The sequence below is a fragment of the Allokutzneria sp. A3M-2-11 16 genome, from assembly GCF_024213555.1.
Taxonomy (GTDB): Bacteria; Actinomycetota; Actinomycetes; order Mycobacteriales; family Pseudonocardiaceae; genus Allokutzneria.
The window spans coordinates 3,195,729-3,217,767 of the sequence record NZ_JANAVO010000001.1 but is presented as its reverse complement, the minus strand read 5'-3'; the positions used below and the strand labels follow the sequence as shown (position 1 = coordinate 3,217,767).

At 69.7% G+C, this 22,039-nt stretch carries 25 protein-coding genes; 12 read left to right on the top strand and 13 right to left on the bottom strand.

Features of this window, described 5'->3' with window-relative positions; all coding sequences use genetic code 11:
• Positions 1-7: 7 nt before the first annotated feature.
• The 3 genes from NLX83_RS16085 to NLX83_RS16075 are packed head-to-tail and all read right to left on the bottom strand — an operon-like array spanning position 8 to position 3,181.
• A complete protein-coding gene (locus tag NLX83_RS16085) occupies positions 8-451 on the bottom strand; it encodes a response regulator (RefSeq protein WP_254235648.1) in 444 nt (147 codons plus the stop codon).
• Positions 444-1,976 (bottom strand): sensor histidine kinase, encoded by a 1,533-nt coding sequence (locus NLX83_RS16080; RefSeq protein ID WP_254235647.1) that lies wholly within the window; start codon positions 1,974-1,976, stop codon positions 444-446. Before NLX83_RS16080 ends, NLX83_RS16085 begins: the two co-directional genes overlap by 8 nt.
• On the bottom strand, positions 1,973-3,181 hold the full coding sequence (locus NLX83_RS16075) for a PP2C family protein-serine/threonine phosphatase (protein ID WP_254235646.1): 1,209 nt from the start codon (positions 3,179-3,181) through the stop codon (positions 1,973-1,975). Before NLX83_RS16075 ends, NLX83_RS16080 begins: the two co-directional genes overlap by 4 nt.
• A gap of 117 nt (positions 3,182-3,298) precedes the next feature.
• Here NLX83_RS16075 and NLX83_RS16070 point away from each other — a divergent pair, with 117 nt between their 5' ends.
• The 5 genes from NLX83_RS16070 to NLX83_RS16050 all read left to right on the top strand — a co-directional run bounded on the left by NLX83_RS16070 (position 3,299) and on the right by NLX83_RS16050 (position 6,724).
• Complete coding sequence (locus tag NLX83_RS16070) at positions 3,299-3,664, top strand: S-adenosylmethionine decarboxylase family protein (protein ID WP_254235645.1); 366 nt, start codon at positions 3,299-3,301, stop codon at positions 3,662-3,664.
• A gap of 91 nt (positions 3,665-3,755) precedes the next feature.
• Positions 3,756-4,934 (top strand): bis-aminopropyl spermidine synthase family protein, encoded by a 1,179-nt coding sequence (locus NLX83_RS16065; RefSeq protein WP_254235644.1) that lies wholly within the window; start codon positions 3,756-3,758, stop codon positions 4,932-4,934.
• Positions 4,931-5,398, top strand: a complete 468-nt coding sequence (locus tag NLX83_RS16060; protein WP_254235643.1) for a GNAT family N-acetyltransferase — start codon at positions 4,931-4,933, stop codon at positions 5,396-5,398. Before NLX83_RS16065 ends, NLX83_RS16060 begins: the two co-directional genes overlap by 4 nt.
• The gene (locus tag NLX83_RS16055) at positions 5,395-6,441 is read left to right on the top strand and encodes a hypothetical protein (RefSeq protein ID WP_254235642.1); all 1,047 of its coding nucleotides are present in this window, start codon (positions 5,395-5,397) and stop codon (positions 6,439-6,441) included. Before NLX83_RS16060 ends, NLX83_RS16055 begins: the two co-directional genes overlap by 4 nt.
• 34 nt (positions 6,442-6,475) lie before the next feature.
• Positions 6,476-6,724 (top strand): acyl carrier protein, encoded by a 249-nt coding sequence (locus tag NLX83_RS16050; RefSeq protein WP_254235641.1) that lies wholly within the window; start codon positions 6,476-6,478, stop codon positions 6,722-6,724.
• A gap of 52 nt (positions 6,725-6,776) precedes the next feature.
• On the opposite strand, the gene NLX83_RS16045 is transcribed toward NLX83_RS16050, so the two are convergent.
• On the bottom strand, positions 6,777-6,956 hold the full coding sequence (locus NLX83_RS16045; protein ID WP_254235640.1) for a DUF3073 domain-containing protein: 180 nt from the start codon (positions 6,954-6,956) through the stop codon (positions 6,777-6,779).
• Between the two features lie 128 nt (positions 6,957-7,084).
• Positions 7,085-8,035 carry a nucleoside hydrolase gene (locus NLX83_RS16040; RefSeq protein WP_254235639.1) on the bottom strand — a complete coding sequence of 317 codons (951 nt, stop codon included), beginning with the start codon at positions 8,033-8,035 and terminating at the stop codon, positions 7,085-7,087.
• Between the two features lie 93 nt (positions 8,036-8,128).
• Here NLX83_RS16040 and NLX83_RS41870 point away from each other — a divergent pair, with 93 nt between their 5' ends.
• Together NLX83_RS41870 and NLX83_RS16030 are read left to right on the top strand one after the other, a co-directional pair.
• On the top strand, positions 8,129-9,052 hold the full coding sequence (locus NLX83_RS41870; RefSeq protein ID WP_254235638.1) for an HNH endonuclease: 924 nt from the start codon (positions 8,129-8,131) through the stop codon (positions 9,050-9,052).
• 45 nt (positions 9,053-9,097) lie between these two features.
• Positions 9,098-9,469: a hypothetical protein gene (locus NLX83_RS16030; protein WP_254235637.1), complete on the top strand. Its 372-nt coding sequence runs from the start codon at positions 9,098-9,100 to the stop codon at positions 9,467-9,469.
• A gap of 57 nt (positions 9,470-9,526) precedes the next feature.
• On the opposite strand, the gene metG is transcribed toward NLX83_RS16030, so the two are convergent.
• A complete protein-coding gene (gene metG, locus NLX83_RS16025; protein WP_254235636.1) occupies positions 9,527-11,086 on the bottom strand; it encodes a methionine--tRNA ligase in 1,560 nt (519 codons plus the stop codon).
• 77 nt (positions 11,087-11,163) lie between these two features.
• Positions 11,164-11,736: a hypothetical protein gene (locus NLX83_RS16020; protein ID WP_254235635.1), complete on the bottom strand. Its 573-nt coding sequence runs from the start codon at positions 11,734-11,736 to the stop codon at positions 11,164-11,166.
• Between the two features lie 56 nt (positions 11,737-11,792).
• Between NLX83_RS16020 and NLX83_RS16015 the strand changes: the two genes are divergently transcribed.
• Positions 11,793-12,821, top strand: coding sequence for a WD40/YVTN/BNR-like repeat-containing protein (locus NLX83_RS16015; RefSeq protein WP_254235634.1), 1,029 nt, complete (start codon positions 11,793-11,795; stop codon positions 12,819-12,821).
• Here NLX83_RS16015 and NLX83_RS16010 read toward each other — a convergent pair.
• Positions 12,806-13,846 (bottom strand): ArsR/SmtB family transcription factor, encoded by a 1,041-nt coding sequence (locus NLX83_RS16010; RefSeq protein ID WP_254235633.1) that lies wholly within the window; start codon positions 13,844-13,846, stop codon positions 12,806-12,808. The genes NLX83_RS16015 and NLX83_RS16010 overlap by 16 nt on opposite strands.
• Positions 13,847-14,106: 260 nt before the next feature.
• On the opposite strand from NLX83_RS16010, the gene NLX83_RS16005 reads away from it, so the two are divergent.
• Entirely contained in the window at positions 14,107-14,766 is a 660-nt protein-coding gene (locus NLX83_RS16005) for a C39 family peptidase (RefSeq protein WP_254235632.1), read from the top strand.
• An 83-nt stretch (positions 14,767-14,849) separates the two neighbouring features.
• On the top strand, positions 14,850-15,491 hold the full coding sequence (locus NLX83_RS16000; protein ID WP_254235631.1) for a C39 family peptidase: 642 nt from the start codon (positions 14,850-14,852) through the stop codon (positions 15,489-15,491).
• A 54-nt stretch (positions 15,492-15,545) separates the two neighbouring features.
• Here the strand turns inward: NLX83_RS16000 and NLX83_RS15995 are convergent, their stop codons facing one another.
• The 4 genes from NLX83_RS15995 to NLX83_RS15980 are packed head-to-tail and all read right to left on the bottom strand — an operon-like array spanning position 15,546 to position 19,094.
• Positions 15,546-16,784: an ABC transporter permease gene (locus NLX83_RS15995; protein WP_254235630.1), complete on the bottom strand. Its 1,239-nt coding sequence runs from the start codon at positions 16,782-16,784 to the stop codon at positions 15,546-15,548.
• Positions 16,781-17,482, bottom strand: a complete 702-nt coding sequence (locus tag NLX83_RS15990; RefSeq protein WP_254235629.1) for an ABC transporter ATP-binding protein — start codon at positions 17,480-17,482, stop codon at positions 16,781-16,783. Before NLX83_RS15990 ends, NLX83_RS15995 begins: the two co-directional genes overlap by 4 nt.
• A complete protein-coding gene (locus NLX83_RS15985; protein ID WP_254235628.1) occupies positions 17,479-18,558 on the bottom strand; it encodes a peptidoglycan-binding protein in 1,080 nt (359 codons plus the stop codon). Before NLX83_RS15985 ends, NLX83_RS15990 begins: the two co-directional genes overlap by 4 nt.
• On the bottom strand, positions 18,555-19,094 hold the full coding sequence (locus tag NLX83_RS15980; protein WP_254235627.1) for a hypothetical protein: 540 nt from the start codon (positions 19,092-19,094) through the stop codon (positions 18,555-18,557). The genes NLX83_RS15985 and NLX83_RS15980 overlap by 4 nt, the downstream gene beginning before the upstream one ends.
• A 160-nt stretch (positions 19,095-19,254) precedes the next feature.
• On the opposite strand from NLX83_RS15980, the gene NLX83_RS15975 reads away from it, so the two are divergent.
• Together NLX83_RS15975 and NLX83_RS15970 are read left to right on the top strand one after the other, a co-directional pair.
• Positions 19,255-19,908, top strand: coding sequence for a response regulator transcription factor (locus NLX83_RS15975; protein ID WP_254235626.1), 654 nt, complete (start codon positions 19,255-19,257; stop codon positions 19,906-19,908).
• 8 nt (positions 19,909-19,916) lie between these two features.
• Entirely contained in the window at positions 19,917-21,107 is a 1,191-nt protein-coding gene (locus tag NLX83_RS15970; protein ID WP_254235625.1) for a sensor histidine kinase, read from the top strand.
• Here NLX83_RS15970 and NLX83_RS15965 read toward each other — a convergent pair.
• Positions 21,082-21,804: an SDR family NAD(P)-dependent oxidoreductase gene (locus tag NLX83_RS15965; protein ID WP_254235624.1), complete on the bottom strand. Its 723-nt coding sequence runs from the start codon at positions 21,802-21,804 to the stop codon at positions 21,082-21,084. The two genes, NLX83_RS15970 and NLX83_RS15965, sit on opposite strands and share 26 nt — an antisense overlap.
• Between the last annotated feature and the right edge of the window lie 235 nt (positions 21,805-22,039).

The following is a 22,039-nucleotide window of genomic DNA, read 5'->3' as shown; positions in this document are numbered from 1 at the left end:
TCTAGGTTCAGCGCGGGAGCTTGACCACGGTGACGAAGAAGTCGTCGATGCGCTGGACGATCTCCACGAACCGGTGGAAGTCGACCGGTTTGGTGACGTAGGCGTTGGCGTGCAGGTCGTAGCTGCGCAGGATGTCCTCCTCCGCCTCGGACGTGGTCAGCACCACCACCGGGATCGTGCGCAGCGACTCGTCGGCCTTGATCTCGGCGAGGACCTCGCGGCCGTCCTTCTTCGGCAGGTTCAGGTCGAGCAGGACCAGCCCGGGGCGCGGGGCGTTCGCGTAGGCGCCCTCCCGGCGCAGGAAGGCCAGTGCCTGGACGCCGTCGGAGACCACGTGCAGGTTGTTGCGGATCTTGTGCAGCTCGAAGGCTTCCTGGGTCATCAGCACGTCGCCCGGATCGTCCTCGACCAGCAGCACGTCAAACGGGGGGAGCGAGGTCTGGTCAGTCATGGCCACCTTCGGTTGTCGCGTCGGGGGCGGCGGGCAGGGTGAAGACGAAGCGCGACCCGCCCTGGTGCTCGGTGTCCAGCCGGATGGTGCCACCGTGGTGCTCGATGATCTTGCGGCACAGGGCGAGGCCGATGCCAGTACCCGCGTACGCCTCCTTCGGGTGCAACCGCTGGAAGATCACGAAGATCCGCTCGGCGTACTGCGGCTCGATGCCGATCCCGTTGTCGGAGCAGGAGAACTCCCACATCCCGTCGACCGGCCGCACGTCGATGCGCAGCCGCGGCGGCTGCTCGCCGCGGAACTTGATCGCGTTGCTGATCAGGTTCTGGAACACCGTGGTCAGCAGCGACGCCTCGCCGCACACCGTCGGCAGGTCCTCGGCGACGACCTCCGCGCCGCTGTCCTCGATGGCGGCGGCCAGGTTCCGCTGGGCCTGCGCGACCAGCTCCGCGCTGTCCACCGCGCGCGCCTCGCCACTGGTCCGGCCGACCCGGGAGAACGCCAGCAGGTCGTTGATCAGCACCTGCATCCGCTTGGCGCCGTCCACCGCGAAGTCGACGTACTGGTCCGCCCGCTCGTCGAGCTGACCGCGGTACCTGGTCGACAGCAGCTGGCAGAACCCGGCGACCTTGCGCAGCGGCTCCTGGAGGTCGTGCGAGGCGACGTAGGCGAACTGCTCCAGTTCCGCGTTGGAGCGCTGGAGCTCGCGGGCCTGCGCGTCGAGCGCGCGGTGGGCGCTCTGCAGCGCGTCCAGCTCGCGGAGGATGTGGCCGCGCATCTCGTCGACGTCGTGCCCGAGGTCGAGGATCTCGCGGGGGCCGTGCACGGCGAGCTGGTGGTCGAAGTCGCCACCGGCCACCCGCCGGGCCTCGGCGCGCAGGTCGGCCAGCGGCTTCAGCACCACCCGCCGGGTGCCGAGGAACAACGCGATGATCGCCAGCACCAGCAGCACGGCGACCGTCACGCAAAGCGTGATCAGCGTCGCCCCCGCGTTGTCGACCCGCCGCTGCGAGTCCCCGCGCAGGATGTCGTAGTGCTCGGTCTGCCGGTCGAGCGCGGCCCGGACCGCGTCGAACAGGATCTTGCCGCGGGCGGAGTTGCCGGTGTTCCCGGAGGCTCCGCGGGTGCGGACGATCTCCAGGGTCGGCTCGATGTAGCCGCTCACCCACGCCTGGTTCGCCACATCGATCGCGTCGAGGTTGGACCGTTCGAGCTGGCCGCCGTTCTTGGTCAGCTCGGTGAGCCGCGCGCGCACCTCGGTGGCGTCGCGCACGCCGGTCCGGTAGGGCTCCAGGAAGTCCGCGCGGCCGGTCAGCACGTAACCCCGCACGCCCGTTTCCTGGTCGAGGAACGCGGTGGTCATCCTCTGCGCCAGCCGGGCCGCGGGGTCGACGTAGGTGGTGCCCGTGCGCCGGGCATCGGTCAGCTCGGTGATCGCGTAGGCGCCCAGCAGGATCGCGGTCACCGCGAACGCCAACAGGAACGCTCCTGCGGCCAGCAGCCAGCGGCCGAGGGAGCGGGTCACCGCGGCCGCCGGTAGTTCGAGGTCAGCAGCAGCACGGCCACGTCGTCGGTGAGCCGCTGGCCGTGCATGGCCTCGGTCCGCTCGATGAGGTGGTCGAGCAGCGTGTGCGGGGACGAGCGCCAGCGCGCGTCCTGCCCGATCCGCGACTCGATCAGCTCGTGCAGTCCTTCCACGCCAAGGCGTTCGGGCCCGTCGCCGACGCGGCCCTCGATCAGCCCGTCGGTGTAGAGCACCAGCGCCCAGTCCGGCGGCAGGTCGAGGGTCATCGGCAGCCAGCTCGCCTGCGGGTCGATGCCCAGCGGCATCCCCGCCTCGTCCCTCGGCACCGCGACGGCCCGGCCCTCGCTGATCAGCAGCGGTTCCGGGTGCCCGGCCAGGTGCATCGTCGCGGTCTGCTGGTCGGGGCTGACCGAGATCGTCGCGATGGTCGCGAAGACCCCGCGCCGCAACCGCTCGGCGAGCAGAACCTGTTGCAGCGTACGGAGAATCACCTCGGTCGGCTGACCCGAGAGCACCAGAGCGCGCCAGGCGATCCGCAGGCACACGCCGACCGCGGCCTCGTCCGGACCGTGCCCGCAGACGTCGCCGATGACGACGTGCACCGTGCCGTCCTCGGTCTGCACCGCGTCGTAGAAGTCACCGCCGACGAGCATCGTGGCCCCGCCCGCGCGGTACCGGGCGACGAAGGTCGTGTGCGGGTCGCGCAGCAGCGGCGACGGCAGCAGACCGCGCTCCAGCCGCGCGTTCTCCTCACCGCGCAACCGTTCCTCGTCGAGCTGGCGCTGCGTCTCCTCCGCGCGCAACCGCTCGATGGCGTAGCGGATGGCCCTGGCGAGCAGCCTGCCGTCCACATCGCCCTTGATCAGGTAGTCCTGCGCTCCCGTCGCGACGGCGGCCACGCCCTGCTGCTGGTCGTCGTGCCCGGTCAGCACGATGAACGCGACGCCGCCCGCGTTCCTGACCGACCGCAGCCTGCGCAGGCCGTCGAGCCCGGTGGCGTCCGGCAGTTGCAGGTCGAGCAGCACGCAGTCGACCCGTCTGCCGACGATCTTGGCCTCGGCCTCGGCGAGGGTGCGCACCCTGGTGAGGCGGATGTGGCTGCCGTGCAATGACAGGTGCTCTTCGACCAGGAAGGCGTCGCCGTCATCGTCCTCGACCAGCAGGACCCGGATGTCCCGCTCGCCCAGCCGAACTGGTTTCGACACCCGGCCTCCCTCGGACTCGTCGCCCGCCCGAGGACGAGCGACAGATCGCGTCGATCGTACGGGGGTGCCCGACGGCTCCGGGAAGTCCTCCGGTCGGTTACCAACTACTCTCGCGCCATGGCAGGTGACGGCGAGGTCGAGGTGGACGAGCTGTGTTCCTACGCGGTGGACGCGTGGGTCGCGGACCCGGCGATCCTGACGGACGAACCCGCGCTGCTGCGGCTGCTCACCGACGCGGCGCTGGCGGGCAACGCGAAGGTCCTCGGTGAGTCCCGGCACGTGTTCCCCAACGGCGCGGTGACCGCGGTGCTGGTGCTCTCGCAGTCGCACCTGAGCATCCACACCTGGCCGGAGTTCAACCTGGCCAACATCGATCTGCTCGCCTACGGCCGGATCAACGCCGAGCGCATGATCGCCACCATCGAGGACGGGCTGTCCCCGGTGCGCACCAACGTCTCCCGCCTGCTCCGGGCCACCAAGTGAGGACGGGCATACCCGCTGGTGAGCTACCCGGTTGCTAAGCTCGCCGGACCATGCTGAACACCATCGTGCCGATCTGCCCGCGGTTCGCCTCATGAGCGCCGAGTCCCCGAACCCCGACCTCGCCCTGCTCGCCGAGGTCGCCGACGCCGTGCGGCTCCAGGAAGGCGAGATGGGCGTCCGCGCCATCCTGCAGGCCTTCCGCCAGCTCGCGCCCGCACCGACCAGGGCCATCAGCCGCCGCACCGGCCTGCCGCTGCCGATCGTCGCCGCCGTCGGCAACGAGCTGCGCAGCCGCGGCCTGCTCGGCGAGGAGCGGCCGTCCCGGCTCACCCCGCGCGGGCACGCGCTGACCACCGAGCTGGGCGTCGAGCTCAACCTCAACCCGGACTGCTACCGCTGCGGCGGCCTGGAGATCGCCATCCCGGCGGTGCTCAACGAGGCCGTCGAGCGGATGAAGCGGATCATGGCGGCCGCGCCCGGCGTGAACGTCGCGCTGGACCAGTCGCTGTGCACCGCCGAGACCAAGATCCGCCGGGTGCTCGCGCTGATCAGGGCGGGGGTGCTGCCGGGCGGCTCGGTGCTGCTCGTCGGCGACGACGACCTGGTCTCGATCGCCATCGGCGTGGTCAGCGACGTCCTGGACGTGCCGCTGGCCAGCAACGTCACCGTGGTCGACCTGTCAGCGGACATCCTGGAGTACATCGCCGACACCGCCGACACCCTCGGCATCGACGTCGACCTGGTCCAGCACGACCTGCGCGACCCGCTGCCGGAGGACCTGCGCGGCCGGTTCGACGCGGGCATGACCGACCCGCCCTACACCGCCGAGGGCGCGAAGCTGTTCCTCTCCCGCGTCGTCGAGGGCCTCAAGCCCGGAGCCGCGCGCAACGTGCTGTTCTCCTTCGGCGCCAAGGGAACCGAGGAGATGCTGGACGTCCAGCGCGAGGTGCTCGACCTCGGTCTGGTCACCCACGGCATGATCCGCAACTTCAACGAGTACGAGGGTTCCGGCATCCTCGGCGGGACCGGCTTCCTCCAGCACCTGCTGACCACGGCGACGACCGCGTCGCTGGTCGAGGGCAGTTACGAGGGCCCGCTCTACACCAGGGAGAAGCGTTCCCGGCAGCGCGAGTACGAGTGCGTCTCCTGCTCCGAGCGGTTCCCCGTCGGCGTCGGCGCGCAGTGGAACTCCGTCGCCGACCTTCGCGCGGCTGGCTGTCCCAAGTGCGGTGGTGGTCCGTTCCGCCCGCTCCAGCTGGTCGCGGAATGAGTGCCTCCGGCTACACCGTGCGCCGGGCCGAGGAGCGGGACCTGGACGCGATCGCGGACTTCGAGGTGGAGATCGCGAAGATCTCCTTCGGCGCCGACGCGGTGGACGATCCGGCGACGCACCGCAAGAAGCTGGCCAACGCGCTGAAGAAGCAGCCGGAGGGCATGTTCGTCGCCGCCCGCGGGGACGAGGCGCCGGTCGGCTGGCTGTGGATGGCGCTGAACACCAACTTCCTCACCGGTGACCGCTACGCCAACTTCCGCTCGCTCGCGGTCGCGGAGCTGCCGGAGCGGACCGAGGTCGCTGAGCTGCTGCTGGACGAGGGGCTGGCCTTCGCCAGGCGCAACGACCTGACCGAGGTCACGGGCAAGGTGCACGTCGGCAACACCGGTATGCGCACGCTGTACCGGAAGTTCGGCTTCGAGTCGACGCACCTGTCGATGCGCCTGGACATGAGGAAATGACTTCAGGGGACCGGACGGTCAAGTGCGTCGTCTGGGACCTCGACGGCACGGTGTGGGACGAGGTCGCGATCGAGGGCGCCGAACGGAGCCTGCCGAGGCCGCGGCCGGAGGTGCTGCGGGCGATCGACGTGCTTGCTGGGCGGGGCATCCTGAGCAGCGTCGCCAGTCGAACGGACCCGTCGCTGCTGCCGCTGCTCACGTCCTCGCCCGAGCTGGCGGAGCGGTTCGTCGCGCCGCAGCTGGGCTGGGGTGACAAGAGCGAGGCGCTGCGCCGGATCGCCGACGAACTGGGCATCGGCCTGAACACCCTCGCGTTCGTGGACGACACCGCCTTCGAACGCGCGGAGGTGGCGGCGCGCGCTCCCGAAGTGCTGGTCCTGTCCCCCGAGGACCTGGCAGCGCGGCTGAACGAGCCGCCGCTGCTGCCCGCGGTGCTGACCGCCGACAGCAAAGCGCGAGTCCGGCGCTACCGCGAGGACGAAGATCGCAAGGCCGCGGCGGCGACGTTCACCGGCTCCCGCGAGGACTTCCTGCGCGACTGCGACATGCGGCTGGCGGTGCGCGAGGCCCGCGCCGAGGACCTGGACCGCTTGCTGGAGCTGGCCGCGCGGACCCATCGGCTCAACTCGACCGGCGAAGTTCCGTCCGCGGAGGAACTGCGGTCGATGCTGGCTTCGCCGCGGTGGTTCGTGCCGATCGCGCGGTTAACCGACCGGTTCGGCGACTACGGCATGATCGGCGCCGCGTTGGTGGAACGGCGGGACACGATGTGGCGCGTGCGGCTCCTGGCGCTGTCGTGCCGGGTGGCCGGGCGCGGTGTGGCGCTGGCTTTCCTGCGCTGGCTGATGGCGCGCTCCGGCACGGGCGTCGAGGTGCTCATGCGGCCGACCAGCGCGAACCTCGAACTCCGGGTGCTGTTCCGCCAGTGCGGGATGCGCGTGGTGGAGCAGCCCGAGCCCGACCTTGCCGTGCTCGGTGCCCCGGCGGGCGCACCGCTCCCGGACGCGCCGACCTGGTTGACGATCATTGAAGGGGATTCATGAGCACCGCCGACGTACTTTTCTCCGCGGAGGCGGCATGAGCACCGACGCTGTCGTCCGGCGGCTCATCGCCGATGCGGTCGGCCAGGACGAGTCGGTGGTCGCCGCGCTGCCCGGGGACACGCGGCTGTTCGGTCCGGAGGTCGGGCTCAGCTCGCTCGCGGGCGCACGACTGCTCGACTCCGTGCGTGAGCGGTTCGGCGTCGACGTCGCCGCCGAGGACCTGAACCTGGATGCGCTGGAATCCATCGCGAGCCTGTCCGGCTTCGTCGAGCGCCGGGCGTGACTGAGCCGCCCAGGTCACGGGTGCACGTGGCCGGGCGGCTCAGTTCAGCTGTTCACCCGCGGTAGTTGTCGTACCGGTCGTCGAGTTCAAGTCGGTCGTCCGGCCTGCGATCGGCCACTGACCCCCCACTCGACAACTCGTTCTGCAGCGCTTGCAGGTCAGTTGGGTGAGAGCTGTACTTGAGCTCCCGTGCCACCTTCGCCTGCTTTGCCTTGGCCCGGCCGCGCCCCATAGCTCGACCTCCCTATACAAGGACAAGCGGGCCTCACCCGTGGGCGGCTCCGCTTGTCTGGGCAGCTGTTCCTGCAATTATCGTAGCGTGCCCGGCCGACAGTGGAAGCAGACAGCCGCCGTTGCCGATCAAGGTGCGCCGGCGGTCTCCGCTCGCAGGGCTCGCAGCATCCGATCGAGGAACTCGGCCTCGTCCAGCTCCGCCGCGATCTTCACCGCGGGCCGCTCGGCCACCGTGTCCTGGTAACCGCGCAGGTCGGCGATGGTGGTTCCCCTGGTGTGGGTGCCCCGCAGCTCCACGTGCACCGGCAGCTCGCGGTAGCCGGCCAGCTCCGGATCGAGCAGGATCGCCGCGGCCAGCGGGTCGTAGAGCGTGCACTGCCGGACCCCGACGAGCGGCTGGTAGAAGCCCACGTAGTGGCCGAGAACACCGCTGGCGAACCGGGCGCGCGGGCTGTCGTGCCCGGCCAGTTCATCCAACCAGGTGGCGTTGGCGATGGCGTGCGCCGTCGCTTCCAGGCCCACCAGCGTGAGGTCGAACCCCGCCCCCAGAACAAGATCAGCGGCTTCCGGGTCGTTGTAGATGTTGGCCTCGGCGTGCGCCGTCGCGTTGCCCGGCGCCCACACCGCGCCGCCCATCACGACCACCTTGCGCAGCAGCTTCGGCAGCTCCGGCTCGACGAGCAGCGCGACCGCGACGTTGGTCAGCGGCCCCAGCGCGAGCAGGACCAGCTCCCCCGGGTACTGCCGCGCGAGCCGGACGAGCTGTTCGACCGCCGACTCCGCGGTCGGTTTTCCCTGCGGCTTCGGCCCCGCGACGTTGCCCAGGCCGTCGTCGCCGTGCACGTACTCGTAGGTCCGCAGCGGCTGCGCCATCGGCATCCTTGCGCCGATGGCAACCGGGACGTCGCCCCAACCCACGAGTTCGAGCACGCGCAGGGCGTTCTCCGCAGCCGTGTCGGCCGGGACGTTGCCGTGCACCGTGCCCACGCCGACGAGTTCCACATCCGGCTGTGCGGCCAGGTAGAGGATCGCGAGCGCGTCGTCGATCCCGGGGTCGGTGTCCAAGACGATCCGCATGGGTGGGAGTCAACCAAGCCCACCCACGTGAGCGCTCGTCTCTGCTAGATGTCTCTCGATCCGTTTGCGGGACTGGCAAACCGAGGGGGACGCGTGGCACGCACGGTGCTGATCGATCCAGACGAAGACCGCAAGATGCGTGATGTCGCGATGGCCTGGCTGACTGACCTTCCCAAGACCGAAGACGGATGGGTCAAGCAAAGGCAACTAGAAGACTTCGAGTTCAATGGCGAACGGCTACCGCTGATGGATCGCCAGGCTGGCATCCGCAAGCCAGCGGGTTATGACACTGCTCTTTCTATGCGCACCGTCTACACCCCAGCCGGGAAGAAGCCGCCATACGAAGATTCCCTGGGCGATGATGGGCTCCAACGATACAATTACCGCGGCGAGGACCCCACTCACCCAGATAACGTTGGCCTTCGCAACGCCTATGCACGCGATCTTCCGCTCATCTGGTTCCTAGGCGCCGCCGACGCGTTCTACCTGCCGAAGTACCCTATCTGGATCATTGGCGACGAGCCCGAAAAACTTCAATTCGTGATCGCCGTAAGCGAAGAGCAGAAACCGGAGAACACAGGACCGATCACCACCACGACTCAGAAGAGAATACAGAAGCGACTCACCAATCTTCGCCTTCACCAACCTCTGTTCAGTACACGAGTTCGCCACGCCTACAAGCACCGCTGCGCGATGTGCGGACTGGGATACAAGGGGCTCATCGAGGCAGCCCACATCATCCCGGACAGCGAGCCGGACGGGCATCCAGAAGTGTGGAACGGCCTGGCACTCTGCAAACTCCACCACGGCGCGTATGACAGTGGAATCATTCGAATTCACCCAGACAACTTCGTGATGGAGGTCAGGGAAGATGTCCTAGCCGACCGGTCCACGGAACCGATGCTTGTGCACGGCCTGCAAGGACTCCACGGCAAGCGGCTCCGTCTCCCCCACCCGTCCCACCATCCGAGCAAGAACGCCTTGCTCTGGCGGTACAACAAGGTTCGGGGCATCTGAGCACGGCGCTGCTACGGTGAGTCAGCGACTGCCCACGATCTGCGCATGGGGGACGACGTGCCGGAACCGATGATCATGACGATGGCGGCTGTGCTGGCGACGCGGGCCACGACGGCCGCGTTCGGCGGGCTCTGCCGGTGGGTGAAGGAGCAGTTCAGCCCCGAAGCCCAGGCGGTGTTGGAGGCCGCGATCGAAGCGCCGGAGGACGGGGCGCGCGTCGAGGAGCTGGGCCGGGAGCTGGAGCGGGCCGAGCAGGCGGACCCGGAGTTCGGCCAGAAGCTGCGGGAGCGGTACGAGCGGGCCAACGTGGAGATCCACGCGGACAACGGGAGCGTGGCCAACAGCGTCAGCGGGAACGTCGGCGGCAGCGGCAAGGTGGTCCAGATCGGCACCGTCGGCGGCAACGTCAGCCTCTGACCACAACCGCCCCTGTGAACGTTCGACCGGAACGTTCGCAGGGGCGGTTTTCGCTGGTCACTCCGCTTCGGGCAGCTCCAGGCGGGGGAACAGCGCCGGGGGCTTGCTGATCGCGCGGCCCGCCAGGTCGGACAGCCACGCGTCGGCGGCGGGGACGCTCTCCGCCTTCTCGCCGAGGGCCTCCAGGATCGCCGCGCTGGGCACCGGGAGGTACGGCTGGATCAAGCCGCCGAGCTGCCGGACCGCGCCGACCAGGTGGTGCAGCGTGGTGTTCAGCAGGGCCTCCGACTCCGGGGTGCCCTCCTTCGCCAGGTGCCACGGGGCGCGCTCGTCCACGTAGGCGTTGGTGCGCCGGACGAGGTCCCACACCTTGGTCAGGGCCTCGCGGTGGTCGTAGCGGACCATCGCCTCCAGCGACTCCCGCGCACTCACCTCGACCTGGGCGGCCAGGGACTCCTCGGGAGCGGACACAGGGCCGGACGCGGGGACGATGCCCTCGCGGTAGCGCTGGGTCATGCTGGTCACGCGGCTGACGAGGTTGCCGAGGCCGTTGGCCAAGTCGTTGTTGTACCGCGCGATCAGCGGCTTCACGCTGAAGTCGCCATCGCCGAAGGGCGAGAAGTCGGCCAACAGGTAGTAGCGGATCGCACTGACACCGAAGCGCTCGATCAGGGCCACCGGGTCGACGGCGTTGCCGAGGGACTTGCCGATCTTCTCGCCGTCCACGGTGATGTAGCCGTGAACCACGATCTCGGTGGGCAGCGGCAGCCCCGCGGACATCAGCATCGCGGGCCAGTACACCGCGTGGAACCGGGAGACGCCCTTGCCGAGCACGTGCACGCGGTCATCGGCCTCGACCCAGTACTTGCGGTAGTTCTCGTCGTCGCGGAACCAGCCCAGAGCGTTGGTGTAGTTGGTCAGCGCGTCGATCCAGACGTACATGACCTGGCTGTCGTCGCCGGGCACCGGGATGCCCCAGCCGCGCGCGCGGGCCATCGAGCGGGAGATGCTGATGTCTTCGAGGCCGGCGCGGACGAAGCTGGTCACCTCGTTGCGGCGGGTCTCCGGGACGACCTTGATCTCGCCGGACTCCAGGGCTTGGAGCAGCCGGTCGCCATAGCGGGAGAGCTTGAAGAAGTAGTTGGTCTCGCTGACCAGCTCGGGCACCGTGCGGTGCTCCGGGCACTTGCCGTCGACCAGTTCGCCCTCACCGTAGAACTGCTCGCAGCCCACGCAGTACAGGCCCGAGTAGTCCTTGGTGTAGATGTCGCCGCTGGCGGCCATCCGGCGCCAGATCTCCACGGCGCCGTCGATGTGGTCCTGGTCGACGCTGGTCCGGATGAACCGGGTGAGGCCGACCTCCAGACGCCTCATCAGCTCCTCGAAGAAGACCACGTTGCTCGCGACCAGGTCCTTGGTCGAGACACCGGCCTTCTCCGCGGCGAGCACGTTCTTCAGCGCGTTCTCGTCGGAGCCGCTGAGCACGTAGACGTCCTGGCCGCGCATGGCCATGTGCCGGGCGAACGCGTCCGTCTGGACCCACTCCAGCGCGTGGCCGAGGTGCGGGCTCGCGTTGACGTAGGGAATCGTCGTGGAGATGAAGGACGCGCCGGACATGGTCTCCCCAGCATTTGGTTGAGCAAGAGCGGGTCGTCACCCAGTTTAGTGGCAGGCGGTACCGCGTTTTCCGCAGGTCAGCCCAGAGCTGCCAGCACGGCCTCACCCCGGGGCGACAACCGGTAACCCACGGCGAGGCTTTCGGTCAGCCCCAGCTCTTTCAGCTTGCGAACGTCCACTTTGAACAGTCGGGTCTCCCGCCCACGCCGTTCGGCGAGGCGGGCGGCGGGTTCCCCCGGGCACTCCGCGATCAGTCGCAGCACGGCGAGCGCCCACGCGCCGTGCGTGCTCGCCGAGTCGAAACGGGCGAGGCGGTCACGGATGTCGCCCAGTTCCGCCGGAGTCGGTTTCTGGTCGCGCAACGCCAAACGCGGGTCGGCGCCCACGAGCCGGACCTGGATCCGGTACACCTCGCCGGAGCGCCGCTCCAGCTCGGCGAGCAGGGCCGCGCGCGAGGCGTACCCGGCTCGACGCGCGGCCTCGAAGTCGATCGAGGAAGGCGCGATGACCTCGACCGAGACGAACTCGACGACGCCAACAGCTGTGCGCTGACGACCTCCGGCCCGCGCCGACGGCTTGGTCCACCTGCGGAAGGCGAGGTCTGCTCGCCCATCGGCGAGCGCGTCGAGGAACCGTTGGGGGAACAACACGCGCTGCTCCTTCCAGCTCTATGAACCACGGCTGACGGCCACTACCTTGCGACCGCATGAGGTGGTTGCCCCTGAGTGTCGCCCTGCTCGTGCTGGCCCCGCTCCCCGCGGTCGCGGCGGAATCACCGTGGCAGCTGACGCCGACGAACACCGAAGCGCGTTTCCGCGGCCTGTCCGCGGTGAGCGACCAGGTCGCGTGGGCGGGCGGCAGTGGTGGCGTCGTGCTGCGCACCGTCGACGGAGGACGAGCGTGGCAGCGGGTCGACCCGCCCGGCGCCACGACGCTCCAGTTCCGCGACATCCACGCGTTCGACGACCAGCGCGCGGTGGTGCTCTCGATCGGCGAGGGCGCGGACTCGCGGGTGTACCGGACCTCGGACGGCGGGCGGAGCTGGCAGCTGGCCTTCCAGAACGCCGAACCCAAGGCGTTCTACGACTGCCTCACGTTCTTCGACTCGCGCAACGGCATCGCGCTGAGCGACCCGGTGGGCGGGAAGTTCCGAATTCTGTCCACTTCGGACAGTGGCAGGAGCTGGACGGTGTTGCCGGACAAGGGGATGCCGCCCGCGCTCGCCAAGGAAGCCGCGTTCGCGGCGAGCGGTCAGTGCCTGGTCTCCTCCGGCCGCCGGGACGCGTGGTTCGCCACCGGCGGCGGGGAGAGGTCGCGGGTCTTCCACACCGCCGACCGCGGACGCACCTGGCAGGTCAGCGAATCCCCCGTCGCGGCGAGCGAGAGCGCGGGGATCTTCGGGATGGCCTTCACCGGGAAGCGGCACGGCATCGCGGTCGGCGGCGACTTCGCCAACGCCACCGGAGCGAGCACCGTCGCGCTGACCTCCGACGGCGGCCGGACCTGGCAGACCGGCCCGAACCAGCTCGGCGGGTACCGGTCCGGGATCGCCGTCCGGACGTCGTCGGTGCTCGCGGTCGGGCCGACCGGCAGCGACGTCAGCCGGGACGGCGGGCGGACCTGGACCCGGCTCGACGAGGGCAGCTTCGACACCGTCGACTGCACGCCGGACGGCGCGTGCTGGGCTTCCGGTGAACGCGGGCGGATCGCGAAGCTGCGCTACCGGGTGCCGTAAGCGCGCGCGGGCTCCGAAGCCGTTGTGCGCTCAGGAGGATTGCGCAGCAGCGAAGCACCGAGCGGCGTGAGCGTGTGCAACACCGCGCTGCCGTAGCGGCGGCTCGTCACCAGACCGGCGTTGCGCAGCACGGTCGCGTGTTGGCTGGCCGAAGCGGGCGAGATGTTCATCCGCCGCGCGAGCTCGCTCGTGGTGTGCCCGGCGGCGACCGCGTCGAGCACCCCGGCGCGCGTGCTGCCGAGCAGGGCCGCCAGTGCGCGTTCGGTGTCGCTGCGCGCCTTCCGGGATGTGTCGCCGATCCACTTGACATCGCGCTCCACCGGGTAGACCAGCACCGGCGTCAGCGTCGGGTCCATCAGCGAAACCGGGTACTGGTAGCAGAAGAACGACGGCAGCAGGAGGAGTCCCCGGCCGTCCAGGTGCAGCTCCTGGTCCACCGGGTACTCGACTTCGAGCACGGGGTACGACCAGCGCATCAACGGCCTCAGCCCGGACAGCAGCCCCTCGGCGCCCGCGTCCAGCACGGTGCGGGCGCGCACCGCGCGGTCGGAGTCGACGCACGCCTGCAACCTCGACTGGTACGGCGCGAGCGCGACCTCGTGGTAGGTGACGATCGCCGAGGTGAGCCTGCGCAGCACCTCCCGGTCACCCTCCGCGAGCGCCCCGACCCAGGACGGCAGCTGATAACGGTTGTCCAGCAGGTCGAGCTCGGCGCGCAGGCGCTGCTTGGGCGTGCTGAGGATCGCCTCGATGCCCGCGCGCAGCCCCTGCGCGCCGTTGGTGGGCGTGAGGAAGTCCGGGAAGTAGCCGCGCGGCGGCAGCAGTGGGAGCAACAACCGCAGCTGGTCGAGCAGGCTCGGCTGGGTGAAGGCGGAGCGGACCTGGTGCCGCCAGCCGTCGAACACCACGTCGCCGTCCCGTGCGAGCAGGCGCTGCACGCTGAGCACCGTCTCCCACAGCGGGTCCGGCGCGGCGGCGACGCGCGTCCGGCCCAAGTCCTCCGCGGTGAAGTAGATGCGCAGCATGGTGACTCCCGTTCTCCCCGGCGAACTGGAATCTGAAGAGAGTCACACGCCGTTCGACTGAGTCAACAGAAGCGAACAAGACCTCGATGCGCGACCGGGCGCTTGCGCCGAACGGAGCAAATCAGACCTGAATTACCCGCGCGTACTTCGATCAGCCTTGAAGGGGGGCGCGGGACCGGGCGGCAGGGGCGAACCTGATTCACGTGTGAGGCCACTCACACTCCGTGTTCGGATCACCCAACTGCCCCACGGAGAGCAACATGATCACACGATTGGCCACCCTGTTGGTCGTCGCATCGGCGACCATGGCCCTCGTCTCCGGCGGCACCGTTTCCGCCGCCCCCGCGATCCCCGCCAGCAAGGCCGAGGCCTCCATCGGCTCGGTCAACGCCCTGTCCAGCAAGGTCCTGAACTTCAGCTGGTACGGCCAGCAGACCGGCTACTGGTGCGGCCCCGGCTCCGCCCAGATCGCCATCAGCTCCCGGCGCACACCGCCGACCCAGGGGCAGCTGGCGAGCTTCATGGGCACCCACACCGGCGGCACCGACCACGTCGGACTGGTGCGCAACGCGCTGAACTACTACATCGGGACCAGCTGGTTCGAGGTCAAGAACATGTACGACCCGCCGACGCAGGCCCAGCGCAACCTGCTCTCGCGCGACCTCGTTCTCAACATCAACAACAACTTCCCGATCGTCGCGAACGTGATCAGCGGCTGGCGCCCGCCCGGCTACCCCGGCGGCACCATCTACCACTACGTCGCGGTCATGGGCTACCGCGGCGGCGGGGCCGAGGCCCTGATCGCCGACCCCGCTGCGGCGGGCCACGGTGGCGGCGGCTGGGGCAACGTGCCGCGCACCTACTGGATCAGCACGCACAACCTGGGCACCTGGATCGGCGGTAAGGGCTACACCGCCTAGGTTCCCGTCCCTCCACAGTGGTTTGTCCACTGTGGAGGGATTTGTGCGTCCCCTCGTTCTCCTAACCCTGCATTGGAGAAACCATGATCAAGAGACTGGCCACCCTGCTGCTCGTCGGCGCGTCGACCATGACCCTCGTCACGGGCGGCTCCGCCTCCGCCGCCCCGGACGCCGCATCCGTCGGCGTCGTCGCCAAGGCCGACAACAAGGTCCTCAACTACACCTGGGAGCGCCAGCAGACCGGGTACTGGTGCGGCCCCGGCGCCGCCCGGATCGCGTTGAGCACCCGGATCTCCCCGCCCAGCCAGCAAACGTTGGCGAACTTCATGGGCACGCACACCGGCGGCACCGACCACATCGGACTGGTGCGCAACGCGCTCAACCACTTCCTCGGCACCACCTGGTTCGAGGCGAAGAACATGGCCGACCCGCCGTCGCAGGCGCAGCGGGACCTGCTCCGCCGGGACCTGGTCCTCAACATCGACAACAACTACCCGATGGTCGCCAACGTGGTCAGCGGCTGGCGCCCGCCGGGCTACCCGGGCGGCACCATCTACCACTACGTCGCCGTGGTCGGCTACCGCGCGGGCGGGGCCGAGGCGCTGATCGCCGACCCGGCCGGTGAGGGTGCCGGTGGCGGCGGCTGGGCGAACGTGCCGAGGGCGTACTGGATCAGCACGCACAACCTGGGCACCTGGATCGGCGGAAAGGGTTACGCGGCATAGGAAAGCGGAGGCCGGGGAGCCCTGATCCCCCCGGCCTCCGCCCGCGCCCGTGCCTCAGGCGGTCGCCAACGCCTCGGTCGGCGAGAGCTTCGCCGCCTTGCCCGCCGGGAACCAGCCCGCCAGCGAACCGATCAGCACCGAGGCCCCCACCCCGGCCCCGATCGCCATGACGGGCACCGTGATCGGCCAACCGCTGTTGACCGACCACGCGATGCTGATGCCCAGCCCGAGCAGGACCCCGAAGAGCCCGCCCAGCCCGGACAGCAGCACCGCCTCGGTGAGGAACTGCGCCCTGATCTGGCGGCGGCCGGCCCCGAGCGCGCGCCGCAACCCGATCTCCGAACGCCGTTCCAGCACCGAGACGACCATGGTGTTCGCCACCCCGACCCCGCCGACCAGCAGCGCGACCGCGCCCAGGCCGAGGAACATCGTGGCGAAGGTGTTCTGCGCGGTGATCTGCGCCTGCAACGCGTCCGAGGGCCTGCTGACGCTGACCTCGTTGGGGCTCTTGGGGTTCACCGTCCCTGGCAGCACCTCGCGGACCTGCTCGACGCTGTCGTCGTCAGAGCGCTCGTAGACGGTGCTGGGGTGCCCGTCGAAGCGCAGCTTCCGCTCCGCGACCTCCCAGCCGACCAGCGCGGCGCGGTCCAGCTCCGGGGCCAGCTGCACCGGGTCGAGGATGCCGACGACGGTGAACCACTGCGCGCCCAGCCACACCTGCGCGCCCGGCTTGTCGATGCCCAGGTGCTCGGCCGCCTTGTGCCCCAACACAACCCCGGGGTACTTGGCGATGGCTTCGTTGAGCCACGTTCCACTTCGGACAGACGCGCCGACGGTCTCCGGCAGGTTCAGCTTCGCCGCGAGGACGGAGATGCCGCCGGTCTCCCGCGCGTCGCTGAGGTCGGTGCGGAAGACGTTGACGTTGGGCACCGTTCCGGTTCCGCTCGCCAGGCGCACGCTGCCGATCCGGGCCACCATCTCCACCACCTCCCTGGGCAGCCGGGTGTCCTCGCCGAAGAACGTCTTGCCCGCCGTCACCTGGAGCAGGTTCGTGCCGAGCTTGTCCAGCTGCGCCTTCAGCTCCGCCTGGCTGGCCGCGCTGATCCCGAGCACCGCCACCATCGCGGCAACGCCGATCGCGATGCCCAGCGCGGAGAGCACGGCCCGCGTCGGCCTGCCCACCACGCCCGCGAGCCCCGCGCGGACCAGGTCCGCCAGGCCCACCCGCGCGGACTTCGGCAGCGGTCGGGGTTCGGGAGCGGCGCTCGCGGGCCGGTCGATGAGCGTGGTCATGCCGCCTCCCGTCGAGCGGTGTCGTGCTTGATCATCCCGTCGAGCAGTTCCACCCTGCGCGGCAACGAGCGGGCGATCTCGTGGTCGTGGGTGATCACCGCGATCGTCGTGCCGTCCGCGTTGAGCTCGTGCAACAGGGCCAGCACCCCCGCGCCGGAGCGCGAGTCCAGCGCGCCGGTCGGCTCATCGGCGAGCAGGATGACCGGCCGCGCCACGAGCGCCCTGGCGACGGCCACCCGCTGCTTCTCGCCACCGGAGAGCTCGGCGGGCCGGTGCCCGACGCGGTGCCCGAGCCCGACGCGCTCCAGCGCCTCCAGCGACCTGCGCCGCCGCTCCGCCCGGCCGATCCCGTGGTAGAGCAGGCCGGTCTCCACGTTCTGCGCGGCGGTCAGGTGCGGGGTGAGGAAGAACTGCTGGAACACGAAGCCGATCCAGTTCGCCCGCACCGCGGAGAGCTGCCGGTCCGACAGGCTCGCGACGTCGTGGCCGAGCAGCCGCACCACGCCCTCGGACGGCCGGTCCAGCGTGCCCATCAGCTGCAGCATCGTGGACTTGCCGGAGCCGGACGGGCCGACCACCGCGAGCAGTTCGCCCTCCACGATCCGCAGCGACGCCTCGCGCAGCGCGCGCACGTCCCCGGCGTAGTTCCGCGAGACCCGCTCCATCTCGATCACGGTGGCGAGGGTGGGGTTGGTCATGCCGCGACCTTCACCTTGGCGCCCTCGCGGATCTCCGCGCCGGTCACCTCGACCTTGCCGTTGCCGAACAGGCCCAGCTCCACGCCGACCAGCTTCGTGCTGCCGTCCGGCTGCACCAGCTCGACGCCGTACCCGCCCTCGGACAGCCGCAGCAGCGCGTTCAACGGCACCGCGAGCACGTTCTCCTTGCTCTCGCTGGTGAAGTAGACCGAGACCGGCGCGCCGTCGAGGGTGCCGACCGACGACGGGTCGTCGAGCACGACCTCGACCTTGACCGTGGGCGGCGAACCGCCGAAACCCTTGTCGTCCTCGGCCTTGGTGGCCACCGTGCCGACCGAGGTGATCCGGCCGGGGGCGCGCTTGCCGCCCGGCAGGGCGACCTCGACCTTGGCGCCGGTCTTCGCCACCGACTGCTTGGTCACCGGCATGTCCACCGTGACGACGCGGTCGGTGCTGCTGGCCGTGCCGAGCTTGCCCTGCGCGGGACCGCCGAGCGCGCCGTCCACCTTGGTCACCCGGATATCGCTCGGCATGATCACCACGTCGCCGACCTCGATCGCGCCGGTCTGCTCGGCGCCGAGCGCCTTCTGCCACTTCTTGATCGCGGCGGCGGTGGCGTCGTTGAACTTCTCGTCGGGGGTCTGCTTGAAGAACCCGAGATCGCGCAGGTTCTGCTCGACGAGCTTGATGTCGGAGCCCTTGTCCATCCCGGAAGCGATCTTGCGCCACAACGGGACGTCGCCCCGCCACAGCGGCACCGTGCGGTCGTTGACCGAGTAGAGCTGCTGACCCTGCTTGACGACCTGTCCCTCCTTGGGCAGCGACGTGTAGATGCCGCCGCCGGAGCCACCCGCCGACACGTCGTAGGTGCCGCCGAAGCCGAGCTTGCCGTCTACCTTCTCCTGCTGCACCAAGGTGGTCTTCTCGATCTCCGAGGTGGCACCGGGCTTGTTCTTGTTGTCGTTGGCCGCCGCCGGGCCCCCGCCGCTGAACAGGGCCGCCGCGGTGATCCCGCCCGCGGCGAGAACCGCCGCCGCGCCGACTACGACCGCGGCCCGCATGCTCTTCCCGGTCACTTGTCACCACCGGGGCGAAGCGAGACGACGCCGCCCTTGCCGTCGGGGCTGCACTTCTTGAACGCCTCGTCCATCTTCTTCGGGTCCTTGTCCATGGGGATCGCCCTGGTCGAGCCGTCAGCCCCGGGGTCGGGCATGTCGATCCCCTGCTCCCGCATGCACTTCGCCCACTTCAGCTGCTCTTCCTTGACCTTCGGGTCGTTGGGGTTGAAGTCCTTGGCGCCCGAGTACTTCTCGCACGCCTTGTTGGCCTTCTTGAACTTCTCCATGTCCGCGTCGCCGCCGAGGGTGATCGCGGCCCCTCCCCCTTCGAAGGTCGGATCCGGCATGTCGATCCCGTTGTCCCGCATGCACTTCGCGAACTTCAGCGCCAGTTCCTTCGGGTCCTTGGGCACGTCGGCGTCGTTCTGCGCCGCGGCCTTGTCCTTGTCCCCGCCGAGGGAGGCGACCTTGTTGTCGGGCTGACCGGAGCAGCCGGCCAGCAGCAGTGCCGACATCAGGACCGCGCTGACACCCGCGAGTCGAAGCGTTCTCATCGTGTTCCGCTCCTCGATTAGCTGACTTCGCCGAATTCGGCGGTATGGGGAGCAGGTCTACGTGGTGGGGTGTTTCGGAAGGTTTTCGTCGGCCGGAAATGTTCCGGAAACACCGGTACCGGCAGGGTGGGCGGGTATAACCGAGCTGGTGGAGGGCCGGATGAGGGTGTTGGTGGCCGAGGACGAGAAGGTCCTCGCCGACCTGGTCGCGGCCGGACTGCGGTCCGAGGCGATGGCCGTGGACGTCGCCTACGACGGGCTCACCGCGCACGAACGGCTCGCCGTGCACGACTACGACGTCGTGGTGCTCGACCGCGATCTGCCCGGGATGCACGGAGACGACATCTGCAGCGACCTCGCGCGCTCGGCGAGCCGGACCAAGGTGCTGATGCTGACCGCGGCGGGCTCGCTGGACGACCGCGTCGACGGACTGGAACTGGGCGCCGACGACTACCTCACCAAGCCGTTCGAGTACCCGGAGCTGGTCGCGCGGGTGCGCGCGCTGGCCCGCCGCGCGGCGCCCGCGTTGCCGCCGGTGCTCAGCGCGAAGGGCGTCGAGCTGGACGCCGCGCGGCGCCGCGTCACCAGGGATGGCAGGCGGATCGACCTGACGCCGAAGGAGTTCGCCGTGCTGGAGGTCCTGTTGCGCGCGCAGGGCACGGTGGTCAGCTCGGAGCAGCTGCTCAGGCAGGCGTGGGACGAGCACGCCGACCCCTTCACCAACGCGGTCCGGGTGGCGATGTCGAAGCTGCGCGCCAAACTGGGCGAGCCGCCGGTGATCGAGACCGTTCCCGGCGCCGGCTACCGGATCTGAGGCACCTCGTGGACTTCCTGCGGCCGACCGTGCGCACCAAGCTCACCGCGCTCTACAGCGGGCTGTTCCTCGCCTCCGGCACGGTCCTGGTCACCGTCGTCTACCTGCTGATGTCGCAGACGATCTCGGGCCGGGTGTCGCTCGCGATCTCGAAGTCCGACGTGCCCGAGCTGCTGTCGTCGGGCGCGATACCGGCCACTCCCCTGCCGACGAGTCCGGGAATCGCCGTCGCGCAGCGGATGGACGCGCTGACCAGGGACTTCACCGCAGTCACCGTCGACACCACCCTGTCGTCGCTGCTGATCTACTCCGCGCTGGCGTTGATCCTCATCGCGGCGCTGTCCGTCGTGGCGGGCTGGTGGATCTCCGGGCGGGTGCTGCGGCCACTGCACCAGATCACCGCGACCGCGCAGCGGCTGTCCTCGGCGAACCTGCACGAGCGGATCGCGCTGGCCGGGCCGCGCGACGAGCTGACCGAGCTGGCAGGCACCTTCGACACCATGCTCGACCGGTTGCAGCACGCCTTCGACAGCCAGCGGCGGTTCATCGCCAACGCCTCGCACGAGCTGCGCACGCCGCTGGCCATCCAGCGCGCGGCGATCCAGATCGGGCTCAAGAACCCCAGCGAAGCGCAGCTCGCCGAGGTGAGCGAACAGATGCTGGAGGCCAACCGCCGCAGTGAACGGCTCATCGACGGGCTGCTGCTGCTCGCGCGCAGCGACCGCGGCATCGAGAACCGCGTTCCGGTGGAGCTGCACCGCGTCGTCGCCGACGTCGTCGAACAGCACTCCGCCGCCGCGGCCGCCCGCTCCATCGAGGTCGAGGTGAACGCGGAACCCTTGCTGGTACTGGGAGATCTCGTCCTGCTGACGCAACTGGTGACCAACCTCGTCGGCAACGCGGTGCGGCACAACGTCGACGGCGGCCAGATCTGGGTGCGCACCAACTCCCGCAGCGGACTCCAAGTGGTCAACACCGGCCAGGTGATCGCCCCCGGCACCGTCCCGCTGCTGTTCGAACCGTTCCGCCGCGGCACCGAACGCACCGGCTCCGCGGACGGCGGCGCGGGCCTCGGCCTGTCGATCGTCTCCTCGATCGCGCAGGCGCACGGCGGGACGGTGCTGGCCGAGGCCAGGGCGAAGGGCGGCTTGCACGTGCGGGTGACGCTGCCGCTCAGGTCATCACCCAGCCACCGTTGACCTCGATCGTCTGCCCGGTCACGAACGACGCGTCCGGCCCGACGAGGAAGGACACCACCGCGGCCAGCTCCTCGGGTGTGCCGCGCCGCTGAAGTGCTTGGTGCTGAAGGACGAAGTCGTTGTACTCGGCGGGATTCGGGTGGATCGCCTCCGCGTCGGTCGGGAAAGCGCCCGGGGACACGCAGTTGACGCGGATCTCGCGCGGCCCGAGTTCTCTGGCGAGCGCCTTGGTGAGCGCGGCGGCGGCTCCCTTGGTGGCGACGTAGGCGGTCAGCTCGGCCCAGCCGCCGTGCATCGTCATGGAAGCGATGTTGACGATGCTGCCGCCTCGTGCGGGCATCCTTTGGACGGCGAGTTGCGCGGCGAGCCAGTAAGAACGCTGGTTGATCGCGTGGACCTCGTCGTACTCCGCGAGCGGGACCTCGACGAACGGGCGCGTTGGGTAGACGGCGGCGTTGTTCACCAGCACATCGAGTTCGCCGACCGCGTCGAAGGCGTCCTCGACGGCCGTGGCGTCCCGCAGGTCCACCGGGTACGGCGTCGCGGTGCCACCGGCTCGCTCGATCAGTTCGACGGTGTCCTCGGCGTGCGCGATGTCCAGGACCGCGATCGCGAACCCGTCTTCGGCCAGCCGCAACGCGATCGCGCGGCCCAGCCCTCCGCCTGCCCCGGTGACCAATGCGACGCGTGCGCTCATGCCTTTCACGTTCTCACGCCTCGGCCCGCCACGTTCGCCGGTCTTCAAGTACCCCCAACCCCCGCCCCACCAACCACTAACCGCCCCCACCCCCCCCCCGCCCTCCCCACCCCCCTTACGTGCTGAATGAGTCATTGAGGGCGCTCAAGTACCTCAATGACTCATTCAGTGCGCCCAACGCACCAATCGCGACATTCACGTTCGATGCCCTGGGGGTTTGCTGTGGTTAGAGACG

Excerpts from the sequence above, each read along its gene's own strand:
- NLX83_RS16085 (WP_254235648.1), bottom strand. The coding sequence starts at position 451 with ATGACTGACCAGACCTCGCTCCCCCCGTTTGACGTGCTGCTGGTCGAG.
- NLX83_RS16070 (WP_254235645.1), top strand. The coding sequence starts at position 3,299 with ATGGCAGGTGACGGCGAGGTCGAGGTGGACGAGCTGTGTTCCTACGCG.
- NLX83_RS16065 (WP_254235644.1), top strand. The coding sequence starts at position 3,756 with ATGAGCGCCGAGTCCCCGAACCCCGACCTCGCCCTGCTCGCCGAGGTC.
- NLX83_RS16060 (WP_254235643.1), top strand. The coding sequence starts at position 4,931 with ATGAGTGCCTCCGGCTACACCGTGCGCCGGGCCGAGGAGCGGGACCTG.
- NLX83_RS16055 (WP_254235642.1), top strand. The coding sequence starts at position 5,395 with ATGACTTCAGGGGACCGGACGGTCAAGTGCGTCGTCTGGGACCTCGAC.
- NLX83_RS16050 (WP_254235641.1), top strand. The coding sequence starts at position 6,476 with ATGAGCACCGACGCTGTCGTCCGGCGGCTCATCGCCGATGCGGTCGGC.
- NLX83_RS16045 (WP_254235640.1), bottom strand. The coding sequence starts at position 6,956 with ATGGGGCGCGGCCGGGCCAAGGCAAAGCAGGCGAAGGTGGCACGGGAG.
- NLX83_RS16040 (WP_254235639.1), bottom strand. The coding sequence starts at position 8,035 with ATGCGGATCGTCTTGGACACCGACCCCGGGATCGACGACGCGCTCGCG.
- NLX83_RS16030 (WP_254235637.1), top strand. The coding sequence starts at position 9,098 with ATGGGGGACGACGTGCCGGAACCGATGATCATGACGATGGCGGCTGTG.
- metG (WP_254235636.1), bottom strand. The coding sequence starts at position 11,086 with ATGTCCGGCGCGTCCTTCATCTCCACGACGATTCCCTACGTCAACGCG.
- NLX83_RS16015 (WP_254235634.1), top strand. The coding sequence starts at position 11,793 with ATGAGGTGGTTGCCCCTGAGTGTCGCCCTGCTCGTGCTGGCCCCGCTC.
- NLX83_RS16010 (WP_254235633.1), bottom strand. The coding sequence starts at position 13,846 with ATGCTGCGCATCTACTTCACCGCGGAGGACTTGGGCCGGACGCGCGTC.
- NLX83_RS16005 (WP_254235632.1), top strand. The coding sequence starts at position 14,107 with ATGATCACACGATTGGCCACCCTGTTGGTCGTCGCATCGGCGACCATG.
- NLX83_RS16000 (WP_254235631.1), top strand. The coding sequence starts at position 14,850 with ATGATCAAGAGACTGGCCACCCTGCTGCTCGTCGGCGCGTCGACCATG.
- NLX83_RS15995 (WP_254235630.1), bottom strand. The coding sequence starts at position 16,784 with ATGACCACGCTCATCGACCGGCCCGCGAGCGCCGCTCCCGAACCCCGA.
- NLX83_RS15990 (WP_254235629.1), bottom strand. The coding sequence starts at position 17,482 with ATGACCAACCCCACCCTCGCCACCGTGATCGAGATGGAGCGGGTCTCG.
- NLX83_RS15980 (WP_254235627.1), bottom strand. The coding sequence starts at position 19,094 with ATGAGAACGCTTCGACTCGCGGGTGTCAGCGCGGTCCTGATGTCGGCA.
- NLX83_RS15975 (WP_254235626.1), top strand. The coding sequence starts at position 19,255 with ATGAGGGTGTTGGTGGCCGAGGACGAGAAGGTCCTCGCCGACCTGGTC.
- NLX83_RS15965 (WP_254235624.1), bottom strand. The coding sequence starts at position 21,804 with ATGAGCGCACGCGTCGCATTGGTCACCGGGGCAGGCGGAGGGCTGGGC.